Below are 267 nucleotides of genomic sequence, written 5' to 3'. Positions count from 1 at the left end.
ATCATCGAATTCTACAAGGAGCCGCGCAATCTCGATGTCATCGACCGGTTGATACGGGAGTTGCAGCCGAAGGAGGCCGAGAAGCCCTCGACGGAAGGCAGCCCAGTGGCCGGCAAGACGGTGGTATTCACCGGCTCGCTCGAAAAATTCACGCGTGACGAGGCGAAGGCTCGCGCGGAAAGTCTGGGCGCCAAGGTGGCCGGTTCCGTATCGAAGAAGACGGATATTCTGGTAGCCGGGCCGGGGGCAGGTTCAAAGCTTGCCAAG

Annotated in this window: 1 protein-coding gene; it reads left to right on the top strand. The window is 60.3% G+C overall.

Features of this window, described 5'->3' with window-relative positions; all coding sequences use genetic code 11:
* The coding region (locus SB816_RS32170; RefSeq protein WP_410548266.1) for a BRCT domain-containing protein at window positions 1–267 on the top strand (267 nt) is incomplete at both ends.

It is taken from the genome of Achromobacter sp. SIMBA_011, from assembly GCF_046535435.1.
In the GTDB taxonomy this organism is placed as follows: Bacteria; Pseudomonadota; Gammaproteobacteria; order Burkholderiales; family Burkholderiaceae_B; genus Achromobacter; species Achromobacter dolens.
Note: the sequence above shows the minus strand (reverse complement) of the source record. Positions and strands in the feature narration are given on the sequence as shown.